General features: G+C 67.7%; 16 protein-coding genes. 15 read left to right on the forward strand and 1 reads right to left on the reverse strand.

The genetic code is table 11. From position 1 onward, the window contains the following. The 12 genes from EPN98_RS07130 to EPN98_RS07185 form a co-directional block, all read left to right on the forward strand. Positions 1-553, forward strand: a 553-nt coding sequence (locus EPN98_RS07130; protein ID WP_293361957.1) for a molybdopterin-dependent oxidoreductase, incomplete at its 5' end; no start/stop codon positions are given. A gap of 4 nt (positions 554-557) precedes the next feature. Further along, the gene (gene nuoH, locus EPN98_RS07135) at positions 558-1,637 is read left to right on the forward strand and encodes an NADH-quinone oxidoreductase subunit NuoH (RefSeq protein WP_293361959.1); all 1,080 of its coding nucleotides are present in this window, start codon (positions 558-560) and stop codon (positions 1,635-1,637) included. Further along, positions 1,634-1,834 carry a hypothetical protein gene (locus EPN98_RS07140; RefSeq protein ID WP_293361961.1) on the forward strand — a complete coding sequence of 67 codons (201 nt, stop codon included), beginning with the start codon at positions 1,634-1,636 and terminating at the stop codon, positions 1,832-1,834. Before nuoH ends, EPN98_RS07140 begins: the two co-directional genes overlap by 4 nt. Beyond that, complete coding sequence (gene nuoI, locus EPN98_RS07145) at positions 1,834-2,325, forward strand: NADH-quinone oxidoreductase subunit NuoI (RefSeq protein ID WP_293361963.1); 492 nt, start codon at positions 1,834-1,836, stop codon at positions 2,323-2,325. The genes EPN98_RS07140 and nuoI overlap by 1 nt, the downstream gene beginning before the upstream one ends. 62 nt (positions 2,326-2,387) lie before the next feature. Beyond that, positions 2,388-3,011, forward strand: a complete 624-nt coding sequence (locus EPN98_RS07150) for an NADH-quinone oxidoreductase subunit J (protein ID WP_293361965.1) — start codon at positions 2,388-2,390, stop codon at positions 3,009-3,011. Continuing rightward, entirely contained in the window at positions 3,008-3,316 is a 309-nt protein-coding gene (gene nuoK, locus EPN98_RS07155) for an NADH-quinone oxidoreductase subunit NuoK (protein WP_293361967.1), read from the forward strand. Before EPN98_RS07150 ends, nuoK begins: the two co-directional genes overlap by 4 nt. A gap of 7 nt (positions 3,317-3,323) precedes the next feature. Continuing rightward, entirely contained in the window at positions 3,324-5,429 is a 2,106-nt protein-coding gene (gene nuoL / locus EPN98_RS07160; RefSeq protein ID WP_293361969.1) for an NADH-quinone oxidoreductase subunit L, read from the forward strand. A 7-nt stretch (positions 5,430-5,436) separates the two neighbouring features. Next, positions 5,437-6,918 carry an NADH-quinone oxidoreductase subunit M gene (locus EPN98_RS07165; RefSeq protein WP_293361971.1) on the forward strand — a complete coding sequence of 494 codons (1,482 nt, stop codon included), beginning with the start codon at positions 5,437-5,439 and terminating at the stop codon, positions 6,916-6,918. Positions 6,919-6,927: 9 nt separating this feature from the next. Continuing rightward, positions 6,928-8,358: an NADH-quinone oxidoreductase subunit NuoN gene (gene nuoN, locus EPN98_RS07170; protein WP_293361973.1), complete on the forward strand. Its 1,431-nt coding sequence runs from the start codon at positions 6,928-6,930 to the stop codon at positions 8,356-8,358. 3 nt (positions 8,359-8,361) lie between these two features. Beyond that, positions 8,362-9,102 carry a biotin--[acetyl-CoA-carboxylase] ligase gene (locus EPN98_RS07175; RefSeq protein WP_293361975.1) on the forward strand — a complete coding sequence of 247 codons (741 nt, stop codon included), beginning with the start codon at positions 8,362-8,364 and terminating at the stop codon, positions 9,100-9,102. A gap of 1 nt (position 9,103) precedes the next feature. Beyond that, a complete protein-coding gene (locus EPN98_RS07180) occupies positions 9,104-9,877 on the forward strand; it encodes a type III pantothenate kinase (RefSeq protein ID WP_293361977.1) in 774 nt (257 codons plus the stop codon). Further along, positions 9,877-11,556: a ribonuclease J gene (locus tag EPN98_RS07185; protein ID WP_293361979.1), complete on the forward strand. Its 1,680-nt coding sequence runs from the start codon at positions 9,877-9,879 to the stop codon at positions 11,554-11,556. Before EPN98_RS07180 ends, EPN98_RS07185 begins: the two co-directional genes overlap by 1 nt. Before the next feature lie 6 nt (positions 11,557-11,562). Here EPN98_RS07185 and EPN98_RS07190 read toward each other — a convergent pair whose 3' ends face one another. After that, entirely contained in the window at positions 11,563-12,531 is a 969-nt protein-coding gene (locus EPN98_RS07190; RefSeq protein WP_293361981.1) for an aldo/keto reductase, read from the reverse strand. 130 nt (positions 12,532-12,661) lie between these two features. On the opposite strand from EPN98_RS07190, the gene EPN98_RS07195 reads away from it, so the two are divergent. The 3 genes from EPN98_RS07195 to EPN98_RS07205 are packed head-to-tail and all read left to right on the forward strand — an operon-like array spanning position 12,662 to position 15,638. Next, a complete protein-coding gene (locus EPN98_RS07195; protein ID WP_293361983.1) occupies positions 12,662-14,908 on the forward strand; it encodes a CoA transferase in 2,247 nt (748 codons plus the stop codon). A 47-nt stretch (positions 14,909-14,955) separates the two neighbouring features. Further along, complete coding sequence (gene mce / locus EPN98_RS07200) at positions 14,956-15,378, forward strand: methylmalonyl-CoA epimerase (protein WP_293361985.1); 423 nt, start codon at positions 14,956-14,958, stop codon at positions 15,376-15,378. Next, complete coding sequence (locus EPN98_RS07205; protein ID WP_293361987.1) at positions 15,378-15,638, forward strand: DUF1467 family protein; 261 nt, start codon at positions 15,378-15,380, stop codon at positions 15,636-15,638. Before mce ends, EPN98_RS07205 begins: the two co-directional genes overlap by 1 nt. The last annotated feature ends 79 nt before the right edge of the window (positions 15,639-15,717 follow it).

Raw genomic sequence — 15,717 nt, forward strand, 5'->3', positions numbered from 1 at the left:
GGCGGGCGAGCTGGTCCAGAAGGGCGGCGCCGACGTGCTGGTCCTGCTGGGCGCCGACGAGATCGACCTGTCGCAGACCGACGCGTTCGTCGTCTACATGGGCACCCATGGCGACGCGGGCGCGCACCGCGCCGATGTGATCCTGCCGGGCGCGGCCTACACCGAGAAGAACGGCCTCTATGTGAACACCGAGGGCCGGGTGCAGATGGGCTTCCGCGCCGTGTTCCCGAAGGGCGAGGCCAAGGAAGACTGGGCGATCCTGCGGGCGCTGTCCGAGCGCCTCGGCCACAAGCTGCCGTACGACACCCTGGACCAGCTGCGCGCCAAGCTGTTCGCCGACCATCCCACCTTCGGCCGCATCGACTATGTCCCCGACGCCCCGCCGGCCGTGGATTACGCGGCCCTGGGCAAGAAGGGGACGCTGTCGGACGCGCCGTTCGTCAGCGCCGTGAAGAGCTTCTACCTTTCGAACCCCATCGCGCGCGCCAGCACGACGATGGCCGAATGCGCCTCGCTCGCCTCGGGCGGCGCGGCCAAGATCGCAGCGGAGTAGGGGCGTGGCGGAATTCTGGAGCTCCCCGGTCGGCTGGACGATCATCACGGTGGCCCACATCCTGGCCGTCACCGTCGTTCTGCTGCTGACGATCGCCTTCATCATCTATGGCGACCGCAAGATCTTCGCGGGCGTGCAGGCGCGGAAGGGTCCCAACGTGGTGGGTCCGTTCGGCCTGCTGCAGTCCTTCGCCGACCTGGGCAAGTTCCTGATCAAGGAACTGGTGATCCCCGCAGGCGCCGACAAGGCGGTCTACCTGCTGGCCCCGCTGATCAGCGTCACCCTGGCGCTGGGCGCCTGGGCGGTGATGCCGATCGCGCCCGGCTGGGCGGTCTCGGACATCAACGTCGGCATCCTCTACCTCTTCGCCGTCAGCTCGATGGGCGTCTACGGCATCATCATGGGCGGCTGGGCTTCGAACTCGAAGTACCCGTTCCTGGGCTCGCTGCGTTCGGCCGCGCAGATGGTCAGCTACGAAGTCTCGATCGGCTTCGTGATCATCACGGTGATCCTGCTGGCCGGGACCATGAACCTGAACCAGATCACTGAGGCTCAGTCCGGGTGGTTCTGGAACTGGTACATGTTTGGCGGCGGGCTGCACAATCTGCCCCTGATCCTGATCATGTTCCCGATGGGCGTGATCTTCTTCATCTCGGGCCTGGCGGAGACGAACCGTCCGCCTTTCGACCTTCCCGAGGCGGAATCGGAACTCGTCGCAGGTTATGCGGTGGAATACGGCTCCACGCCCTACATGCTGTTCTACCTGGCCGAGACCGCGAACATCGTCCTGATGAGCGGCCTGATGGCGGTGCTGTTCCTGGGCGGCTGGAACACGGGCATCGCGCCCGTCGAAGAATTCCTCGCGACGTCGGCGCCGGCCTGGGTGGCCAGCCTGGTGGGCCTGCTGGTCTACGCCGGGAAGACCTTCTTCGTGTTCTTCATGAACGCGATGGTCCGCTCGATCGTGCCGCGCTACCGCTACGACCAGCTGATGCGCCTGGGCTGGAAGGTGTTCCTGCCGACTTCGCTGGTGGCCGTGGTCGTCGTGGCGGGCTGGCGCGTCTACACGGGGCTTCCGTCGTGAAGGCGCTGGTCCTCATGGCGGCGCTCGCCCTGACGGCGTGCGCCAGTGGCGCGGGCTTCGGCAACGCCGGCGGCATCGCGACCTATGACGACCTCAAGAAGGCGCAGCAGGCCTGCGCCGCCAAGGGCGGTTCGCTGAAGCTGCAGAAGAACGGCGACCCGCAATTCCTCGACGACTACGCCTGCGAGAAGAAGTGATGCTGAACCGGATCGGACAGGCGCTCAGAGGCGCGGCGCTGATGGACTTCATCGGGGCCTTCGGGCTCGGCATGAAGTACATGGTCGCGCCGAAAAAGACCGTGCAGTACCCCCACGAGCGCAACCCACAGAGCCCCCGTTTCCGCGGCGAGCATGCGCTGCGGCGCTATCCCAACGGGGAAGAGCGCTGCATCGCCTGCAAACTGTGCGAGGCCATCTGCCCGGCGCAGGCGATCACGATCGAGGCCGAACCCCGCGCCGACGGCAGCCGCCGGACCACGCGCTACGACATCGACATGGTGAAGTGCATCTACTGCGGCCTGTGCCAGGAAGCCTGCCCGGTGGACGCCATCGTGGAAGGCCCGAACCTGGAGTTCGCGGTCGAGACGCGGGAAGAGCTCTACTACGACAAGGCGCGGCTGCTGGATAACGGCGACCGTTGGGAACGCGAGATCGCGAAGAATCTGGAACTGGACGCGCCGTACCGATAAGCAGTCGGCGCGATTCCGCCGCCGGTTTTGACGTGTAATTCGAGGGAAGTCAGAGAGCCGAAATGGCCCTACAGGCGATCGCATTCTACCTGATGGCAGCCGTGACCATTGCGTCCGGGTTCTGCGTGGTTTCCGCCCGCAACCCGGTGCACTCGGTCCTTTGGCTGATCCTGGCCTTCTTCTCGGCCGCCGGACTGTTCGTGCTCATGGGCGCGGAGTTCCTGGCGATGCTGCTGGTGGTGGTCTACGTGGGCGCCGTCGCGGTGCTTTTCCTGTTCGTCGTCATGATGCTGGACGTCGACTTCGCGGCGCTGCGGCAGGGCTTCGCCCGCTACATGCCGCTGGGCCTGCTGATCGCGGGCTTCCTGGCCGCCGAGATGGTCGTAGTGGCGACGACGGTAGCCGGCCGCGGGGCGGCGAAGGACAGCGCCGGGCCGATGGCCTCGGGCGCGACGCCGGATGTCACGAACGCCGAGGCGATCGGGCGGGTCCTCTACACCGACTACGTCTACTTCTTCCAGGCGGCTGGCCTGGTGCTGCTGGTGGCGATGATCGGCGCGATCGTGCTGACGCTGCGCCACAAGCCGGGCGTCCGCCGCCAGGTCATCATGGACCAGGTGCTGCGCACGCCGAAGACCGGCATGAAGCTCGCAAACCCGAAGCCCGGGCAGGGGATCGACCAATGACCATCGGCCTCGAGCACTATCTCGCGGTCGCCGCGATCCTGTTCACGATCGGGGTGTTCGGCATCTTCGTGAACCGCAAGAACATCATCGTCATCCTGATGTCGGTGGAGCTGATCCTGCTCGCCGTGAACATCAACCTGGTGGCCTTCTCGGTCTATCTGGGGAACGTGGTGGGGCAGATCTTCGCCATGTTCGTGCTGACCGTCGCCGCCGCCGAGGCGGCCGTGGGTCTGGCCATCCTCGTGACCTTCTTCCGCAACCGCGGCGACATCGCCGTGGACGACGCCTCGATGATGAAGGGCTGATCGCGCCGTGAACGCAGAAACCCTCGTCACCATCATCCTGTTCGGCCCGCTGATCGGCGCGGTCGTCGCGGGCCTGTTCGGCAAGCGCATCGGCGACAAGGCGTCGATGAGCGTCACGACGGGCTTCCTGATGCTGAGCGCCGTCCTATCGTGGGTGGTCTTCAGCCAGTGGACCTGGGGCGGCCTGCAGCCGTTCACGCACGTCTACGCGCCGTTCATCCACGTCGGCGACTTCGTGTCGAACTGGGCGTTCCGATTCGACGGCCTGTCGGCGGTGATGCTGGTGGTGGTGACCACCGTGTCGTCGCTCGTGCATCTGTACTCCTGGGGGTACATGGCCGACGATCCGAGCAAGCCGCGGTTCTTCGCCTACCTGTCGCTGTTCACCTTCGCGATGCTGGCGCTGATCAGCGCCGCCGACTTCATGCAGCTGTTCTTCGGCTGGGAAGGCGTGGGCCTGGCGTCGTACCTGCTGATCGGCTTCTGGCACCACAAGGCCAGCGCCAACGCCGCCTCGATCAAGGCCTTCGTGGTCAACCGCGTGGGCGACTTCGGCTTCGCGCTGGGGATCATGACGGTCTACTGGGCCTTCGGGACCATCGAGTTCGCCAAGCTGTTCCCGCTGATCGCGCCGGCCGTGGGCCAGGGCTGGGACTTCGCGGGCGGCCACTTCTCGCTGATCGACCTGGCGTGCGCGCTGCTGTTCGTGGGCGCCATGGGCAAGTCGGCGCAGTTCTTCCTGCACACCTGGCTGCCCGACGCCATGGAAGGCCCGACGCCGGTGTCGGCGCTGATCCACGCGGCCACCATGGTGACCGCCGGCGTCTACATGGTCTGCCTGTTGTCGCCGATGTTCGAGTACGCCCCGGTGGCCAAGAACATCGTGACCGTGATCGGCGCGGTGACGGCGCTGTTCGCCGCGACCGTCGGCCTGACCCAGAACGACATCAAACGCGTCATCGCGTACTCGACCTGCTCGCAGCTGGGCTACATGTTCTTCGCTGCGGGCGTAGGGGCGTACCAGGCGGCGATGTTCCACCTGTTCACCCACGCCTTCTTCAAGGCGCTGCTGTTCCTGGGCGCCGGCTCGGTGATCCACGGCATGGCGCACGAGCAGGACATGCGGCGCTATGGGGCGCTGCAGAAGTACCTGCCGATCACCTATGCTGTGATGACCATCGGCACGATCGCGATCACCGGCCTGGGGATCCCCTTCATCGACATCGGCTTCGCCGGCTTCTACTCGAAAGACGCCATCATCCACGCGGCCTACGCCGCCGGCGGGGCCGGGCATCCGATGGGCTACTTCGCCTTCTTCATCGGCATCCTGGTGGCCGGCCTGACCGCCTTCTACTCGTGGCGGGTCGCGTTCTTCACGTTCAACGGCCACGCCCGCTGGACGTCGGAGGACCTGGAGCACCACTGGCACAACCGCGACCATGCGCACGACGACCATGCCCACGGCGCACACGACGACCACGCCCACGCCGCAGCGCCGGCCCATGCCGAGACGCATTCCGAGCCGGACCACGGCCATGGTCACGACCACAAGCCGCACGAGAGCCCCTGGACCATGCGCATCCCGCTGCTGGTCCTATCGGTGGGCGCCATCGCGGCCGGCTTCGTGTTCCACCATCAGTTCATCGGCGAGCACAACGCCGAGTTCTGGAAGGGCGCGATCTTCAATGCGCCGTCCGAGCATCATGGCGGCGGCCACGACTTCCCGCTGTGGGTGGTGCTCGCCCCGATCGTGGTGTCGGTGACCGGCCTGCTGGTCGCAGCCTACATGTACATCTGGCGTGAGGGCCTGGGCGCGAAGCTCGCGGCCAACAACGGCATCCTCTACGTCTTCTTCTACAACAAGTGGTTCTTCGACGAGCTCTACCAGGCCACCTTCGTCCGCGGGGCGAAGTTCCTGGGCGACCTCTTCTGGAAGGGCGGCGACCAGAAGATCATCGACGGCCTCGGCCCCGATGGCGTCTCGGCGCTCTCGGTCCAGGTGGGCAAGGGCGCCGGCCGGCTGCAGTCCGGCTATGTCTACCACTATGCCTTCGTCATGCTCCTGGGCGTCGCGGGTCTGCTGACCTACGCGCTCTGGGCCTGGAACGCCTGAGGGACCTATGCCGCTTCTTTCCCTCATCACCTACGCCCCGCTGGTCGGGGTCGCCGGGATCCTGATCCTGCGCGCCTTCGCCAAGGACGAGGCCCGGGGCGTCGAGGCGACCCGTTGGATCGCCTTCGTGACCACCCTGGCGACGCTGGCGCTCTCGGTTCTGCTGGTCGCACAGTTCGACGCGAGCAACCCCGGCTTCCAGTTCGTGGAAGAGGCGCCGTGGTTCGCGGGCCTGCACTATCGGATGGGCGTGGACGGGATCTCGGTCCTGTTCGTGCTGCTGACCGCGTTCCTGATGCCGATCTGCATCGCCGCGTCCTGGAAGTCGATCGAGACGCGCGTCCACGAGTACATGGTCGCGTTCCTGATCCTCGAGACCCTGGTGATCGGCGTGTTCTGCGCGCTGGACCTGGTGGTCTTCTACATCTTCTTCGAGTTCGGCCTGGTCCCGATGTTCCTGATCATCGGCATCTGGGGTGGCGCGCGGCGGGTGTACGCCGCGTTCAAGTTCTTCCTCTACACGCTGCTGGGCTCTGTCCTGATGCTGGCGGCGATCCTGTTCATGATCGGCACGTCGGGCACCAGCTCGATCCCCGAACTCATGCAGTACGGCTTCTCGCCCGAAGCCCAGACCTGGCTCTGGCTGGCGTTCTTCGCCTCGTTCGCGGTGAAGATGCCGATGTGGCCGGTGCACACCTGGCTGCCCGACGCGCACGTCGAGGCTCCCACGGCGGGCTCGGTCTTCCTGGCCGGCATCCTGCTGAAGATGGGCGGCTACGGTTTCATGCGCTTCTCGCTGCCGATGTTTCCGGACGCCTCGCACCAGTTCACGCCGCTGATCTTCGCGCTCTCGGTGATCGCGGTGATCTATACCTCGCTGGTCGCCTTCCGGCAGACCGACGTGAAGAAGCTGATCGCCTACTCGTCGGTGGCGCACATGGGCCTCGTGACCATGGGCATCTTCTCGGGCAACGCCGAGGGCGAGCAGGGCGCGATCTACCAGATGCTGAGCCACGGGGTGATCTCGGGCGCGCTCTTCCTATGCGTTGGCGTGATCTACGACCGCATGCACACACGCGAGATCAAGTTCTACGGCGGGCTGGTGCAGCGGATGCCGTGGTACGCGGCGGTGTTCCTGCTGTTCACGATGGGCAACGTCGGCCTGCCGGGGACCAGCGGCTTCGTCGGCGAGATCCTGTCGATGACCGGCGTCTACCAGGTGTCGACCTGGACGGCGATCCTGGCGGCGACGGGCGTGATCCTCTCGGCGGTCTACATGCTGACGCTGTATCGCAGCGTGGTGTTCGGCACGATCGAGAACCCCAAGCTTCAGACCATCACCGACCTGGAGTGGCGCGAGGTGGCGATCTTCACGCCGCTGATCATCGCCACCCTCTGGATGGGCGTGCAGCCCAACATCGTGTTCAACCTGACTGACGCCTCGGTCGACCAGCTCGTGCGGGTCTATCAGGCGGCGATTGGCGGGTAGGGGCCTTAGATGACCATCTCCGCCAACCTGGCGCTCGCCTATCCTGAGATCATCCTGGCCGTGGGGGCTTTGGCTCTCCTGGTCCTGGGCGCGTTCATGCCGAAACAGACGAGCCTCGTCGCCACGGGCGGGGTCGCGGTGCTGCTGGCGGCTGCGGTGGCGTCGGCCACCCAGCCGTTCGGGGTGGCCTTCGGCGGCGGCCTGATCGCGGATGCGGCGGCGACCTTCGCCAAGGTCGCGATCTATGTCGCCTCGGCCGTGGCGATCCCGCTGGGCCAGCCCTGGTTCGAGCGGCGCGGCGTCAAGACCTTCGAATTCCCGGTGCTGATCCTGCTGTCGGCGCTGGGCATGGGTATGATGGCCTCGTCCGGCGACCTGATCTCGCTGTACGTGGGCGTCGAGCTGAGCTCGCTGGCGCTGTACGTGCTGGCCGCCATGCATCGCGACAACGCCAAGGCGTCGGAAGCGGGTCTGAAGTACTTCGTGCTGGGCGCGCTGTCGTCGGGCCTGCTTCTCTACGGCGCCAGCCTGGTCTACGGCTTCGCCGGCTCGACCCTCTACGCCGACATCGCCAAGGCGGCGGGCGCCGAAGCCAATACCGGCCTGCTGTTCGGACTGATCTTCGTGATCTGCGGCCTGGCCTTCAAGGTCTCGGCCGCGCCGTTCCACATGTGGACGCCCGACGTCTACGAAGGCGCGCCGACCCCCGTCGTGGCGTTCTTCGCCGCCGCGCCGAAGCTGGCCGCGATGATGCTGTTCGCCCGGGTTCTAGCTGACGGCTTCACCGACGCCGTGGCACAGTGGCAGCAAGTGCTGGTCGCACTGGCGCTGATCTCGGTGGCCGTGGGCGCCTTCGGCGGCCTGGTGCAAAAGAACCTCAAGCGCCTCTGGGCCTACTCGTCGATCGCCAACATCGGCTACGCCGTCCTGGGCCTGGCGTCGGGCACGTCCGAGGGCGTGCAGGCGATGCTGGTGTTCATGATCCTGTACATGGTGGACGTCACCGGCTTCTTCGCCTGCCTGGCCGCGCTGTCGCGCCAGGGCAAGGCCATGGAAACCATCGACGACATGGCGGGCCTGGTGAAGGAGCGCCGGGGTCTGGCGCTGGCCATGACAGTGTTCTCGCTGTCGGCCCTGGGTCTGCCGCCGTTCTCGGGTTTCTGGGCCAAGTACGTGGTCTTCAAGGCCGCCATCGACGCCGGCCTCTGGGGCCCGGCGGTGATCGGCCTGGTGGGCTCGGTCGTGGCCGCCTTCTACTACCTGCGCCTGATCAAGGTGATGTGGTTCGACGGCAGCGCCGGCGCCACCGACAAGCCGCCGATGGAGGCCAAGGCCATCGGCCTGACTGCGGCCGTGTTCGCATTCCCGGTCGTGCTGGTGGCGATCACCTGGTTGAACCCGCTGGCGGCGCGCGCCGCCCAGGCGCTGGGCCTGGCCTAGCGGTTGGCGGCCCACCCGCCGATCGAGGCCTACGACGAACTCGACTCCACGAACGCCGAGGCCCGCCGGCGTGCTGAGGCCGGCGAGGGCGGTCCGGTCTGGATCACCGCGGCGTTGCAGACCGCCGGGCGCGGGCGGCGTGGCCGGGCCTGGTCGACCCAGCGGGGTAACCTCGCCGCCACCCTGCTGACCCTGACCGATCGTCCGCCGGCGGAAGCAGCCCAGCTGTCGTTCGTGGCGGCGCTGGCGGCCTGCGATCTGGCCGAAACTTGCCTCGGGCCCGGCGCGGCGCGTCTGAAATGGCCGAACGACGTGCTCGTGCATGGCAAGAAGGCGGTCGGCATCCTCGTGGAGTCCGGCAGCCGCGCAGACGGGCGGCTTTGGCTGGCCGTCGGCATCGGAGTCAATCTGGCCCACGCGCCCCAGGACGTGGAGCGGCCCGCCACGGCGTTCGCCGAATACATGACCGGGCCACCGCCGCAGCCGTTGGACGCGCTGCCCGTGCTGGCCGCCGCGTTCGAGCGATGGCGCGCGGCATGGGCCACCCAGGGTTTCCCCCCTATCGCGGCCGGCTGGTCCGAGCGGGCGACCGGTCTCGGCCAGCGTTGCGAGGCGCGGCTGCCGAACCGCACGCTCAGCGGCGTGGCGGAGGGGCTCGATCCGGACGGCGCCTTGCGGCTACGGCTGGACGATGGCGGGTTGGAGCGGATAACCGCAGGCGACGTGTTCTTCGGAGGAGTGTGAGATGCTGCTGGCGATCGAACAAGGCAACACCAACACGCTCTTCGCCGTGCACGATGGCGAACGATGGATGGCGCAGTGGCGCGCGGGAACCGACAGCACCCGCACGGCCGATGAGTACGCCGTCTGGCTCTCACAACTGCTGGGCATGGCCGGGCTGGCGCTAGGCGCCTTCGACGGCTGCATTATCTCGAGCGTGGTGCCGCAGTCGATCTTCAACCTGCGAAACCTGGCGCGCCGCTATCTGCACGTCGAACCGCTGGTGATCGGCGAAAATGTCGACCTTGGCATCGCCGTGCGCATCGACAAGCCGTCGGAGGCGGGCGCGGACCGGCTGGTGAACGCCGTGGGCGCGCACGCGATCTATCCGGGCGCGTTGATCGTCATCGACAGCGGCACGGCGACGACCTTCGATATCATCTCTGCCGACGGAGGGTTCGAGGGCGGCGTGATTGCGCCCGGGATCAACCTTTCGATGGAGGCGTTGCATAGCGCGGCGGCCAAACTTCCGCGGGTCGCCATCCAGAAGCCGCAGCGCGTGGTCGGCACCGACACGGTCGGCGCCATGCAATCGGGCGTCTTCTGGGGCTACATTGGACTGATCGAGGGCCTGATCTCGCGCATCAAGGCCGAACGATCCGAGAAACTCACCGTGGTGGCGACCGGCGGGGTGGCCTCGCTGTTCCACGGCGCGACGCTTTCGATCGACCACTTCGACCCTGACCTCACCATCCGCGGCATGCTGGAAATCTGGCGGCGGAACGCAAAGAAAGCCTGATGGCGAAATCCAAGAGCGACGAGCTCGTCTTCCTGCCGCTGGGCGGGTCGAACGAGATCGGTATGAACTTCAACCTTTACGGCTACGGGCCGGCGCACGACCGCAAGTGGATCGTGGTCGACCTGGGCGTGACGTTCGGGGACCAGACCACGCCGGGCGTCGAGGTGATCCTGCCCGACCCGACCTACATCGAGAAGTACGCGGACCGCATCCTGGGCATCGTGCTGACCCATGCCCACGAAGACCACATCGGGGCGGTGGCCCACCTGTGGCCGCGGTTGAAGGCGCCTGTCTACGCCACGCCGTTCACCGCCTTCATCCTGCGCGAGAAGCTGCGCGAGGCCGACCTGCTGGACGAGGTGACCATCACCGAAGTTCCGCTGGGTGGCACGATCGAGCTGGGCCCCTTCAAGCTGGAGCTGATCACCCTCACGCACTCGATCCCCGAGCCGAACGGGCTGGCGATCAAGACGCCGCTGGGGACGATCCTGCACACCGGCGACTGGAAGATCGATCCGGACCCCTTGCTGGGCGACGTGACCGACGCCGCCGCCATCCGCAAGCTGGGTGACGAGGGTGTCCTGGCGATGGTGTGCGACTCCACCAACGTCTTCGTGGACGGTCACGCCGGGTCCGAGGCTGACGTGCGGGTGGCGATGACCAAGCTCATCGGCGGACTGAAGGGCAAGGTGGCGGTGGCCTGCTTCGCCTCGAACGTGGCGCGGATGGACAGCGTGATCCGGGCGGCCGAAGCCAACGGGCGCCGCGTCTGTCTGGCGGGGCGCTCGATGCACAGGATGGCGGCGGCGGCGAAGTCGGTCGGGCTGATGACCGACATCCAGCCGTTCCTGGATGACACCCAGGCCAAGCACCTGTCCGAAAACGCGGTGCTCTATCTCTGCACCGGCAGCCAGGGCGAGCCGCGGGCGGCGCTGGCGCGGATCGCCGACGGCACGCACCCGCATGTGAAGCTGGGCGCGGGCGATAGTGTGGTGTTCTCCAGCCGGGTGATCCCGGGCAACGAGATCCCGATCCGCAATCTGCAGAACAAGCTGACCGAGCGCGGCGTGCGCCTCTACACCGAGCGGGATCATCCGGGGATCCACGTCAGCGGCCACCCGTGCCGCGACGAACTGGCCGAAATGTACAGCTGGGCGCGGCCCGAGATCGCGGTGCCGACGCACGGCGAACGGCGCCACCTGATGGAGCACGCCGCCTTCGCCCGCGACCTGCAGGTGCCGCAGCAGGTGACGCCGCGCAACGGCGACATGGTTCGTCTGGCGCCTGGGCGGGCCGAGATCATCGACGAAGTGCACGCGGGCCGCCTGTTCGTGGACGCCGGCGTGCTGACGCCCGAGAACGGCGACGCGCTGCGCGAGCGTCGGCATGCGGCGTTCAACGGCATCGTCGCGGTGTCGGTGGCCCTGGACGGCCGCAACCGGATCGTCAGCGGCCCGCAGGTGCGCGCGCTGGGCCTCCCGGCCGACGACGAAACCGCGATGGACGACATCCTGGACGAACTGGCCGACGAGGCTGAAGCGGCCCTTAAGCGGTTGAAGGGCGAGCAACTCGAACTGGACGACGACGTCGAGATGGCGATCACGCGCGGGGTGAAGAAGGCCTGCCAGCGGATCTGGGGTCGGCGCCCCGTAGTCGAGACCACGGTGCTCCGGATCTGAACGCCCTCAGCGGAGCCCCAGCCCGTCGATCTCGGCCATCTCGTCTGCGCTGTAGGGTCCATCCGCCTCGGCCGCGACGCACATGGCCAGTTCGGTGCGGTTCTTCACGCCCAGGACCAGGGTGTCGATGTTGGGCATCGTCAGCGCGTAGCGGTGCGCCACATAGGCCGGGTCCCGGCCCCAGCGGGCGCAGAGGGCGCGGAACGGCGCGGCGCGGGCGTAGTCGGCGTTGTCCGGACTGTTCGGGCGCAGTTCGCGGTCGACCGCCAGGGTGAGGGCCCCGGCCTGCACCGCGCGGATGCCCATGACCCCGCAGCCGGCGGCCTTGGCTGTCGCGGCGATCTCGCGAGCCCGCTCGGGCTCGGCGTAACGGCGCAACGCGCCGGCGCTGTCCATGAGATTGGCGATGGCCTGGACTGCGTCGGGGCGAGGCGTGTGGCCGATGGCCCGCAGCACGTCGGTGGGCACGCCGATGCCGGTGATGCCCCAGGCGCCGATTTTTCCCTGCGCCTTCAGCTGTTCGAAGGCCGGGATCACCTCGTTCACATAGAGCGACCACGACGTGCCCATCTGGTCGCGCCGGTCGTTGCCGTGGGCGTAGACAAAGTCGTCAGCGTGGATGTTGGAGTGCAGGAAGAACAGGTCCACCCGCTCCAGCCGCATGGCCTTGAGGCTGGCTTCGACCGAGGCGGCCAGGCCGGGCCCGATCTTTGCCGCCTCGGGCGAGCCGATGGCGCATTTGGTGGTGAACTTCAGGTGCTCAGGCGGGCGGCCTTCGAAGGCCAGGCCGATGTTGTCCTCACAGGCGCCGTACATCGGGGCTGAGTCGATCACCGTGATCCCGGCCTCGACAGCGGCGTGCAGGGTGTCGATGGCCTCATCGCGGCTGGTTTCGCCCCAGATCTGGCCGATGCCGCCGCCGCCGAGGGTCAGCCGGCTGACGTCGCCCAGAGGGCCCAGCTTGGCGGTGCGCATCGTCTCTCTCCCTTGTTTGACGAAGGCTAGCATGGCCGACGTCCCTTGCGGGGTCTTCGAACACCCGGTTTGATGCCCTTTGGCGAGATGCGGAAACCGCGCCGTCGACGGGCAGGGAGAGACGCCGACCATGACCGCCTACCAGGGTGTGCGTATCGCCGACTTCAGTCAGGGCATGGCGGGCCCCATGGCGGCCATGCTGCTGGGCGACTTCGCCGCGGAGGTCATCAAGGTGGAGCCGCCGGGTGGCGACCGGCGCAAGGACCATCCCGGCTATCTGGCCTGGAATCGCAACAAGCAGATCGTCACGCTGGACCTCGACTCGGCGGACGGCATGTCAGCGGCGCGGGCGCTGATCGCCGGGGCGGACGTGGCGCTGTTCGACTTCGCGCCCAGCCGCATGACGGCGCTGGGGCTGGACGGCGCGAGCCTGACGGCGGCGCATCCGGGCCTGATCCATGCGTGGATGCCGCCCTATGGGACCGAGGGCCGGTGGAGCGAACTGCCGCCGCATCACAGCCTGCTGACCGCCCTGACCGGCATGCCGTTCCGCCAGGGCGCCTGGGAGGACCAGCCGGTCCACATGATCCTGCCCATCGCATGGTCGTCGCAGGCGGTCCTCGGGGCGACGGCGATCGGAGCGGCGCTGCTGGAGCGGAACCGGAGCGGACGAGGTCAGGCCGTGACCGTCAGCGGTCTGCACGGGGCCGCTGAATGCGCCCCGCCGATGCGGTTCGAGAACATCGAGCCTCTGCCACGGGGAATCCCCCCGGGCGCCAATCCCCGCTACCGGCTCTACAAGTGCGCCGACGGCGAATGGTTCTTCCTGGGCACGCTGTTCACCAACTTCTACCGCAAGGCGTTCGAGGCCCTGGAACTGGGCGACGTGTTCGACGTGCTTGAGCAGGACATGCTGGGCGCGCGCGAAATGCTGATCGGCATCTTCGAGACCCGGCCCCGCGACGAATGGCTGGAACTGCTCAAGGCGCACGATGTGCCCTGCGCGCCGGTCGGGCCGCGAGAGGACTGGTTCGCAGGCCCTATCGTCGCCGAGGCCGGGATGCGCCTCACGCTCGATCATGCCGACCTGGGCCCCGTAGCCATGCCGGCGCCGCCGGCCCGGCTGAGCGCGACGCCGGCCAGGGTCGCCGGACTGCCAAAGCCGGTCCCGGCGCCGCCGAGCTGGCCGGCGAAAGGGGCGGTTGCGACAGGATCGGCGCCGACGGCCGCGCCGCTTGCCGGGATCAAGGTGCTGAACCTGGGCACGGTGATCGCGGGCGCCTATGCCGGGGCGCTTCTCGCGAACCTGGGCGCCGAGGTGATCAAGATCGAGGGGCCCGAGGCCGACCCCTTCCGGTCCGACGGCTCGCAGTTCCTGGTCTACAACCGCGGCGTCCGCGGCCTGGGCCTGGACCTCAAGCAACCCGCCGCCCGCGAGGTGTTCCTCGAGATGGTCCGCTCGGCCGACGTGGTGATCGACAACTACCGCCTGGGCGTGCGCGATCGGCTTGGGATCGGCTATTCCGCGCTGAAGGCGATCAATCCGCGGATCATCTCGTGCTCAATCAACGCCTACGGCGACACCGGCCCCTGGGCGGCGCTGCCGGGGTTCGATCCGCTGATGCAGGCCGAGGGCGGGATGATGGCCGCCCAGGGCGGGGACGATGACCCGATCCTCTACACCATCGCCGTCAACGACATTGCGACCGCCGCCGTCGTCGCGTCTTCGGTCGTTGCGGCCCTGAACGCCCGGGTGCGGACGGGCGAGGGGCAGGAGATCGTCTCCAGCCTGTTGGCCCAGAGCCTGCTCTATCAGTTGGGCGAGGTGGTGGACTACGCGGGGCGGCCCCCGAACGACAAGGGCAGCCGGGATTGCCTGGGGCTCGCCGCGCTGTACCGGTACTATCCCTGCGCCGATGGCTGGATCGCCCTGGCCTGCGAAGGCGAAACGGAGGCCCGGGGCGTGGGACACGTGCTGGGCCTGGGGCTCGGGGCGGCGGACCTCGCGGAGCCGCGGGACGGGGACCTGGCCCGACGGATCGAGGCCGCCCTCGCAGGACGCGCGCGGGATGCGACCGTCGATGCCCTGCTGGCCGCCGGTGTGGCCGCCGCGCCGGTGCGGCGGTTCGACGAGGCCCTGCAGGATCCCTGGCTCTGGGAAAACGGGCACATGGCGCCCTGGACTCATCCGCGCCTCGGCCCGGCGGTCAGTGCGCGAACCTACAGCGACTTCAGCCGAACGCCTGCCGGCTTCACCCGGCCGACACCGGATCTGGGGGAGCATACGCGGCAGGTCCTGGCCGACTACGGCCTGCCTGCGCCGCGCATCGAGGCGCTGCTGGCTGCCGGCGCCGCGTTCGTGACGCCGCCCCTGTGACGCAAGGTGATCTCGCTGTTTGCGCCCGCCCGGCGTATACGCACCGCATGATCGGGAAACTGAACCACGTGGGCGTCGCCACGCCCTCCATCGAACAGTCGGTTGCGCTGTACCGCGACGTGCTGGGCGCCACGAAGATCGGCGAAAAGTTCGCCATGCCCGAGCAGGGCGTTTGGGTCTGCTTCGTCGACCTGCCCAACAGCCAGATCGAGCTGATCGAGCCGCATGGCGACGCCTCGCCATTGAAGAGCTTCCTCGAGAAGAACCCGGCCGGCGGCCAGCATCACATCTGCTTCGAGGTCGAGGACATCGAGGCGGCCCGCGACGACATGCAGGCCAAGGGCGCCACAGTTCTGAACGGCGGTAAGCCGCGGATCGGCGCGCACGGCACGCCGGTGATCTTCGTGCATCCCAAGAACATGGGCGGCGTGCTCGTCGAACTCATGGAAACCCCGAAGAAGGCCCACTGATGAGCGGCTTCACGTCGGTTGCGATGTTCCTCACCATCTGGTGGACGGTGCTGTTCGTGGTGCTGCCCTGGGGCACCGTCACGCACGCCGAGGCCGGCATCGACAAGGGTGACGGCGGCGATCCTGGCGCGCCGGTCGATCCCAAGCTCAAGCAGAAGTTCCTGATCACGACCGGCATCTCGATCGTGGTGTTCGGGATCGTCTGGCTGGTCATCTGGTCGGGCGTCATCAAGCTGCCGTCGCTGCCCAGCGGATACTAGCGGAACCTCTGCCATGGCGCAGCGTTTGGGCGGCATGGGTTTCCCCCGTCGCGCCTCATCGTTGCCAAGGTTCTCCCGG

This window comes from Phenylobacterium sp., from assembly GCF_004299445.1.
Classification (GTDB): domain Bacteria; phylum Pseudomonadota; class Alphaproteobacteria; order Caulobacterales; family Caulobacteraceae; genus Phenylobacterium.